The 7086-nt window shown below is 46.6% G+C and carries 9 protein-coding genes; 8 read left to right on the top strand and 1 reads right to left on the bottom strand.

Annotated features, from left to right (window positions below; translation table 11 throughout):
• Nucleotides 1-371: 371 nt before the first annotated feature.
• Entirely contained in the window at nt 372-494 is a 123-nt protein-coding gene (locus tag QUA04_RS06085; protein ID WP_333254782.1) for a hypothetical protein, read from the bottom strand.
• Between QUA04_RS06085 and QUA04_RS06080 the strand changes: the two genes are divergently transcribed.
• The 8 genes from QUA04_RS06080 to QUA04_RS06045 all read left to right on the top strand — a co-directional run bounded on the left by QUA04_RS06080 (nt 478) and on the right by QUA04_RS06045 (nt 7011).
• A complete protein-coding gene (locus QUA04_RS06080) occupies nt 478-1218 on the top strand; it encodes a glutathione S-transferase family protein (protein ID WP_333254780.1) in 741 nt (246 codons plus the stop codon). The two genes, QUA04_RS06085 and QUA04_RS06080, sit on opposite strands and share 17 nt — an antisense overlap.
• 141 nt (nt 1219-1359) lie before the next feature.
• A complete protein-coding gene (locus tag QUA04_RS06075) occupies nt 1360-2259 on the top strand; it encodes an AraC family transcriptional regulator (RefSeq protein WP_333254778.1) in 900 nt (299 codons plus the stop codon).
• A 430-nt stretch (nt 2260-2689) separates the two neighbouring features.
• Nucleotides 2690-4249, top strand: a complete 1560-nt coding sequence (locus QUA04_RS06070) for a GMC family oxidoreductase N-terminal domain-containing protein (protein ID WP_333254776.1) — start codon at nt 2690-2692, stop codon at nt 4247-4249.
• Between the two features lie 11 nt (nt 4250-4260).
• Nucleotides 4261-5820, top strand: a complete 1560-nt coding sequence (locus tag QUA04_RS06065) for a GMC family oxidoreductase N-terminal domain-containing protein (RefSeq protein ID WP_333254773.1) — start codon at nt 4261-4263, stop codon at nt 5818-5820.
• A 66-nt stretch (nt 5821-5886) separates the two neighbouring features.
• A complete protein-coding gene (locus QUA04_RS06060) occupies nt 5887-6381 on the top strand; it encodes a hypothetical protein (protein WP_333254771.1) in 495 nt (164 codons plus the stop codon).
• A gap of 48 nt (nt 6382-6429) precedes the next feature.
• Nucleotides 6430-6705 carry a DUF433 domain-containing protein gene (locus tag QUA04_RS06055; RefSeq protein ID WP_333254786.1) on the top strand — a complete coding sequence of 92 codons (276 nt, stop codon included), beginning with the start codon at nt 6430-6432 and terminating at the stop codon, nt 6703-6705.
• Nucleotides 6692-6841 carry a hypothetical protein gene (locus QUA04_RS06050; RefSeq protein WP_333254769.1) on the top strand — a complete coding sequence of 50 codons (150 nt, stop codon included), beginning with the start codon at nt 6692-6694 and terminating at the stop codon, nt 6839-6841. The genes QUA04_RS06055 and QUA04_RS06050 overlap by 14 nt, the downstream gene beginning before the upstream one ends.
• Nucleotides 6835-7011 (top strand): DUF5615 family PIN-like protein, encoded by a 177-nt coding sequence (locus QUA04_RS06045; protein WP_333254767.1) that lies wholly within the window; start codon nt 6835-6837, stop codon nt 7009-7011. The genes QUA04_RS06050 and QUA04_RS06045 overlap by 7 nt, the downstream gene beginning before the upstream one ends.
• Nucleotides 7012-7086 lie beyond the last annotated feature (75 nt).

Raw genomic sequence — 7086 nt, 5'->3', positions numbered from 1 at the left:
TTTAGTATTGTCGAGCGCGATCGGACGATCTTCCCAGCGCGCTCGACTATTATAATTTACTTGGGGACAATTAATCCACCCTGAGAAAAGCTGGGTTGTGGGGGGTGAAAGCCTTGGGGGTGTAGAAAAGATACTTCTCACGGTAGAGGTAAGAATTATTTATATGTGAAATTATTTTTTCGGGCTGCTTGCTGATGAGCTGTTAACTCCTTTCCTGCTAAAGTTTTGTATATTCGCTTAAGCTCTAAAACTGAGAATCATCCGTCAGTTGTTGAGCACAGATATATTTTGATTAAAGGCAGAAGGTTGTATTCCAGAGCGACAGGGCAAAGCGATTAGCGCCGATCGCAACTCCCCAGGAACCACATTGATTAGGGCGATCGATCATCATTAATTGAAGCAGCACCGCGACTAGCAAAAGCATCTTTATTGGGTTGAAGCGACAAATCATCTAACAGCACCAGCGAGGTCTTGACAATGATTACCTTATACACTGCACCATCTTTTGAGGAACTACCTAGCATCAGCCCACCCTGTCTAGAGCTTGAAACTTGGCTACGTATGGCAAAGCTGCCCTACAACAAAGTCATAGTGATAGCACAAAGTTTTGAGCTTGCCCCCAAGGGTAAAATTCCCTTTATCGACTATCAAGGTAAAATTGTCGGTGATGCTTTCTTAATCATGGAAATGTTCAAGCAAACAGAAGGGATTGATCTTGATGCTGGTTTGACCCCTGTTGAGCGATCGATCTCTCTAGCGTTCCGCCGCATGATCAAAGAGAACACTTACTGGGGCGCAGCCGAGACTCGCTTCGGTATAGAAGAAAACTGGCAACGCTTTCGAGCAGTGGTAGCCCGTGCGCTCTTCCCTGAGACGCCATTAGAGGTATCAGAACCTTTTGCCCAAGAGTTTGGTAAAACAATGCGATCGCAGATGCAGGCTCATGGAATCGGTCGTCACAGTCATGAGGAAATTGCCCAGATCATCTGTGCTGATTTCCAAGCCCTCTCAGACTTTCTGGCAGAAAAACCGTTTTTTATGGGAGACAAACCCACCACATTAGATGCGACTGCCTATGGCTACATTGGTAACTTCCTGCAGCCGCGCTTTGAAACCCCAATCGTTGATTATCTACTTGGGCGATCGAATTTATGCCAGCATTATGAGCGAATGACTCAGCATTTTTTTGCCGATAGCGAAGCCCAAATAGTTCATTAAAACAATCACTCACTGTTTAGTTTCTGTCCAACTTCATGAGCTAATCTCGTTTTTTTACAGATCGACCAATTAATAACGTTACTCTAATGATTCATCACCTTTCTATTTCGGTCCAAAATCCCCAGAGTTAGAGGAAGGACTATGCCAGAAGTGCAACCTATAAGCGTTGACGTTACTCAACAAGACTTGCTCTTGCAGACACAGATTTTTCCTCGCCCGTCCCTCCTCTCAAGTGAAACATTAGGGTGGGAAAGTATTCACGTCCAACATCACCGACAACCGAGTTGGGAAGTCCCTAAGCATTACAATCAGCAGCATGTGATCTGTATAAAACATATTCAGAACGCATACAGAACCGAGCATACGCTTGATGGACGTAGGGAGAGTCACCGGGTTGGAGATGGAAGTATTTTGCTGATCCCAGCGCAGATAGAGCATGGAGGAAACTGGGACAAGGAAATTAACTTTACCTTGCTGATGCTGGAACCGACGCATATTGTTCAGATAGCCCACGAGTTTGTCGATACTGATCGTGTCAATTTGGTACCGCTGTTTAACGAACCCGATGCGTTGATTCACCAGATTGGACTAGCATTATTATCAGAACTAAAGTCAGAGGGAGTAGGAACTCGTCTTTACGCTGATTCGATGGCAACTGCACTCTGGGTACATCTACTCAAAAAGTATTCTACACAGCCGCTGCGCGAGTCCACTCATAGTGTTGGCAACAATCAACTAAGACCTGCGATCGAATTTATTAACGAAAATTTAGATAAAGATTTAAAGCTGGCTGAGATTGCCGCCGTTGTGAACATGAGTCAATTCTACTTTGCGCGAATGTTCAAGCAATTTATGGGCATTTCTCCGCATCAGTATGTGGTGCAGCGGCGGATAGAGCGATCGCAGCAGTTGCTCGCAAAAACCCAACTTTCCGTTGCCCAAATTGCTTGTCAAGTGGGCTTTTCCAACCAAAGTCACTTCACGGCTCAGTTCCGCAAAGCGACGGGGATCACGCCTAAAGGCTATCGCAACAGTCTTTGATCCTGGGTGGCCAGTTAAGGTTGTAAGCCTGTTGTCAAGGCGCCCGATTCAACTTAAGGCTCAGTTATGCAAAGCGACACCCAAAGACGATCGCGATACAGCGTATAGCGCTTTGAAGCTCCCATAAGTTGGCTCATGGCACAAGTATGAGAACCCTTTATTGTGTTGCAGCACCGTTACTGTGAGCTGACCATGCTACGACGAGAGCAAGATTTCGACAAAACTGAGCAAGAATCGGTCGTGACTCCAGCTTTTATGTTTCTTAAGCTTTAGATTGTTGATTATGTTCTCCAGCGACCAAATCTCTGGCAGCAGTATGAACGATGACTGAATAGTTTTTTGGCGATCGCTCTTTAAACCAATCAATTTTCGTTCATTCGTAACTCAGAGTAATCAACGACACACCGCAGAAGTACAGAAGAAGAACGTCATGACTCAATACGATTATGTGGTAATTGGTGCAGGCTCGGCAGGCTGTGTCGTCGCCAATCGCCTTACCGAAGACAGTAAAACCACCGTGTTATTGCTGGAAGCCGGCGAGCCAGCAACTAAACCAGAAATCCAAAATCCTGTGGATTGGACAAAACTCCTGGGCACCGAAATAGACTGGGCATATTTTACGGAAGAAGAACCCCAACTCAACGGGCGTAAAGTTTTTTGTGCACGGGGAAAAGGCTTGGGTGGCACCAGTTCGATCAATGCCATGATCTACATTCGAGGCAACCGTCACGATTTCGATCGCTGGCAAGCATTGGGCAATCCAGGTTGGAGTTATCAAGACGTTTTGCCCTACTTCAAGAAATCGGAACATCAGCAGCGAGGAGCATCCGGATTCCACGGTGTTGAGGGATTGCTGAATGTAAGCGATCCGATTGCTCCTGCTGTAACTTCGCAGCGATTTATAGAAGCTGCTGTTGCCCTAGGATACGATCGCAATCCCGATTTCAATGGTGCACAACAAGAAGGTGCGGGACTGTATCAGTTGACGATTAAAGATGGGAAGCGGCACAGTGTAGCGGCTGCATTTCTGGTGCCAATTCTCGATCGCTCTAATCTAACAACTCAAACCGGCGCATTAGTGACGCGGTTATTGTTTGAGGGAACCCGCGCCGTTGGGGTGGAGTATCTGCACAAGGGTGCTATCCACCAAGTTCGGGTACATCGGGAAGTGATTCTCTCTGCTGGTGCGTTCGATTCGCCTAAACTGCTGATGTTGTCTGGAATTGGCAATGCAGAAGAATTGCGATCGCTAAATATTCCTGTAGTTGTTGATTTACCAGGAGTCGGTCAAAATCTCCAAGATCACCTGAATGTTCCCGTGGCACACCAGTCAACTCACGATCTGCAACCTGCCCCGACTAGCAATATCGCAGAAGCTGGATTGTTCTTACATACTGAAGGTCGTTTAGATACGGCACCAGATTTGCAGTTTTTCTGTGGCCCTATTTTGTGGGTTCCTCCTGCCTATGCCCGCGAAGGCCCAGGCTTCGCTGTTACAGCCTGTGTGACTAATCCTGAGAGTCGCGGCAGTCTCAACCTGCGTTCTGCTTCTCCTCTAGACCCACCCTTAATTCGGATGAACTATCTCCACAGTGCATCCGATCTGCAAAAACTGGTTGCCGGGATTAAAATTAGTCGCCAGTTGTTCCACTCAGATGCTTTTGATGAGTTCCGAGGCGAAGAAGTTGCTCCCGGTGCTGATGTTTCTAGCGATCAAGCACTCCAAGCTTACATCCGGGAAGCGTGCGACACTGTATGGCATCCTGTCGGCACCTGCAAGATGGGCACCGATCCAATGGCAGTGGTAGACCCCGAACTGCGGGTATATGGGGTTGATGGATTGCGCGTTGTTGATGCCTCAATTATGCCAACTCTCACGACGGGAAATACGAATGCGCCTACAATTATGATTGGCGAAAAGGCAGCCGATTTGATTAAAGCCACAGGGCGTGTTTTAGAGCAAGCAATCTTAACAACTGCGATCGCTTGAAGGAGAATGTAATGACTCATTACGATTATGTGGTAATTGGTGCAGGCTCGGCAGGTTGTGTGGTAGCGAATCGTCTCACGGAAGACCCTGAAACCACCGTGTTGTTGCTCGAAGCTGGTGGACCCGATACCAAACCGGAAATCCACGTCCCTGTAGAGTTCCCAAACCTATTTGGCAGTGAAGTGGACTGGGCATATTTCACCGAAGAAGAACCGCACCTCAATGGTCGCAAAATCTTTTGTCCGCGAGGTAAAGTCCTGGGTGGCAGTAGTTCGATCAATGTCATGATCTATATCAGAGGTAACCACCACGATTACGATCGCTGGCAAGAGTTCGGTAATCGGGGTTGGAGTTACCAAGATGTGTTACCATTCTTCCAGAAATCTGAAAACCAACAGCGGGGAGCATCTCAATTCCACGGAGTCGGTGGTCTTCTGAGTGTAACCGACCCAATTGCTCCTAGCCCAGTATCACAATCTTTTATTGAAGCAGCCGTAGCAATGGGCTATGAGCGCAATCCTGACTTCAATGGCGCACAACAGGAAGGTGCGGGACTTTATCAGTTGACGGTTAAAGATGGTAAGCGGCACAGTGCGGCGGCAGCTTTCCTGTTGCCAATTCTAAATCGCCCCAATTTGACGATCGCTACAGAGGCGTTGGTCACCCAGTTGCTGTTTGAGGGGACACGCACGGTTGGGGTGGAGTATCTGCACAATGGTACGATGCACCAATCGTTTGTCAACCAAGAAGTAATTCTCTCTGCTGGCGCGTTCGATTCCCCCAAAGTGCTGATGCTCTCGGGGATTGGCCCAGCAGAACATCTGCGGGAATTAGGCATTCCTGCGATAGTTGATTTACCCGGTGTAGGACAAAACCTCCAAGATCACCAGTATGTCCAAGTGGGTTATCAAGCTACTCAGGATCTGCAACCTGCCGCAACCAGTAACGTTGCAGAAGCTGGCTTGTTCGTGCATACCGAAGCTAGTCGAGATGTTACACCTGATTTACAGCTTTCTTGCGGGCCGGTCTTGTGGATGCAACTTGAGTCTCTTCGCGCTAATTGGGGATTCACCTTTGCACCAGTAGCGACACATTGTTACAGCCGTGGCAGTATCAGCTTGCGATTGCCTTCCCCCAAAGATCGACCGTTGATCCGAATGAACTATCTCCAGAATGAAAAAGATATGCAAGTGCTGGTGGAAGGAATTAAAATTTCCCGTCAGATCGCATATTCTGGTGCGTTTGATAAATTACTAGGGGAGGAAGTGGCTCCTGGTGGCAGCGTAACAAGCGACGAAGCAATTCGAGCTTACATCCGCAAAGCGTGCGAGACTGCACATCATCCTGTGGGGACGTGCAAAATGGGCGTTGATGAAAGCGCAGTTGTAGACCCGGAACTGCGAGTACATGGGGTTGATGGGTTGCGTGTCGTTGATGCATCAATTATGCCAACTCTCACAACGGGAAACACGAACGCGCCCACAATTATGATTGGCGAAAAGGCAGCCGATTTGATTAAAGCCGCAGGGCGTACTCCACAGCAAGAATTAGAGTTCACGAAACTGTCATGATGTGTAAGCTCATTTTTGAAATCTTTTGATCTCCTGTCAATTTTAGTTTTTCAAAGGAGTTATTTAATGATTCATCACCTTTCTATTTCTGCTCAAAACCCCCAGCACGTTGCACAAGTTCTGGCTGAAATTTTGGATGGGCAACCAACACCTCATCCTTTTAGCCCAGACGGCTATATCGTTTTCCCTTTTGATGAATATGGTACAGAAATTGAAGTTTATCCCTTGGGGACTGAGATAACATCCGGTAACAATGAGGAACTACGAGCTTATCTACAAAATCCCACGGCTTCTAAGTTCACAGCAACTCATGCCATGCTATCTGTCCCTGCCAGCCTCGAACAAATTGAGCAAATTGCAGCCCGTGAAGATTGGCTTTTGCAACGCGCTAGCTTTGGCTTTGATTTCATGATGCTTTGGGTGGAAAATAGATTGTTGCTAGAGTTCCTAACGCCAGAGATGAAGGCTCAATACCTAGCATTTACACAACGAGAAAATCTGAGAAAATATTTTGTTTTCCCTGATAGCGATCCAACCTCTGCCAGCACTACGAACGAATGACGTAGGAGTTTTTTTTGCGATTGATAGTTAAGAAATCAACTCTCGTTCATTCCTGACTACATCAATTTATTAACCCAAAACTTAGCTAAGATATGGCAAGAAATTAATAAAACTCCCGGTGTCTGTGGCGGTGATGCTTGTATCAGAAATACTCGTTTTCCTGTTTGGGTGCTGGAGAGTTTTCGTCGCTTGGGTATGAACGAGTCTCGACTATTAGATAACTATCCCACACTAACGGCTACTGATTTAGCAAATGCCTGGGCTTATGGGGCAGCTTTTTCAAATGAAATTGAAATAGCTATCGGCGAGAATGACGATGATTAAGATGATGGCACGTGTTTATACTGACGAACAATTTCCCCGAGTGGTTGTAGAATTGCTGCGCCCTATGATTCACAATATTATGACAGTGCAAGAAGCCGGAAAGGATAACCAAAAATTCCTGACCAAGAAGTGTTAGCTTTTGCAGTAAGTGAAAATCGAGATATTTTAACTCTAAATCGCCGTTATTTTATCAGACTGCACAGGTTCCAGCCTGACGATGCTGGAATTATTGTCTGTAGGGGAGAGGATGATGTAACAAGAAGGGCTGGTAACATTAATCAGGCTATTTCCTCACTTGAAACATGAACAAGTCAAATGATTCGAGTCGATCGCACTCTCGGCGCAATCTATATCTTAAGCGATCGCCACAAAGTAAACTCA

This window comes from Microcoleus sp. S13_C5, from assembly GCF_036700845.1.
Taxonomy (GTDB): Bacteria; Cyanobacteriota; Cyanobacteriia; order Cyanobacteriales; family Microcoleaceae; genus Microcoleus.
Note: the sequence above shows the minus strand (reverse complement) of the source record. Positions and strands in the feature narration are given on the sequence as shown.

Coding starts and splice junctions, on each gene's coding strand:
- QUA04_RS06065 (WP_333254773.1), top strand. CDS start 4,261: ATGACTCATTACGATTATGTGGTAATTGGTGCAGGCTCGGCAGGTTGT.
- QUA04_RS06060 (WP_333254771.1), top strand. CDS start 5,887: ATGATTCATCACCTTTCTATTTCTGCTCAAAACCCCCAGCACGTTGCA.
- QUA04_RS06070 (WP_333254776.1), top strand. CDS start 2,690: ATGACTCAATACGATTATGTGGTAATTGGTGCAGGCTCGGCAGGCTGT.
- QUA04_RS06080 (WP_333254780.1), top strand. CDS start 478: ATGATTACCTTATACACTGCACCATCTTTTGAGGAACTACCTAGCATC.
- QUA04_RS06050 (WP_333254769.1), top strand. CDS start 6,692: ATGACGATGATTAAGATGATGGCACGTGTTTATACTGACGAACAATTT.
- QUA04_RS06075 (WP_333254778.1), top strand. CDS start 1,360: ATGCCAGAAGTGCAACCTATAAGCGTTGACGTTACTCAACAAGACTTG.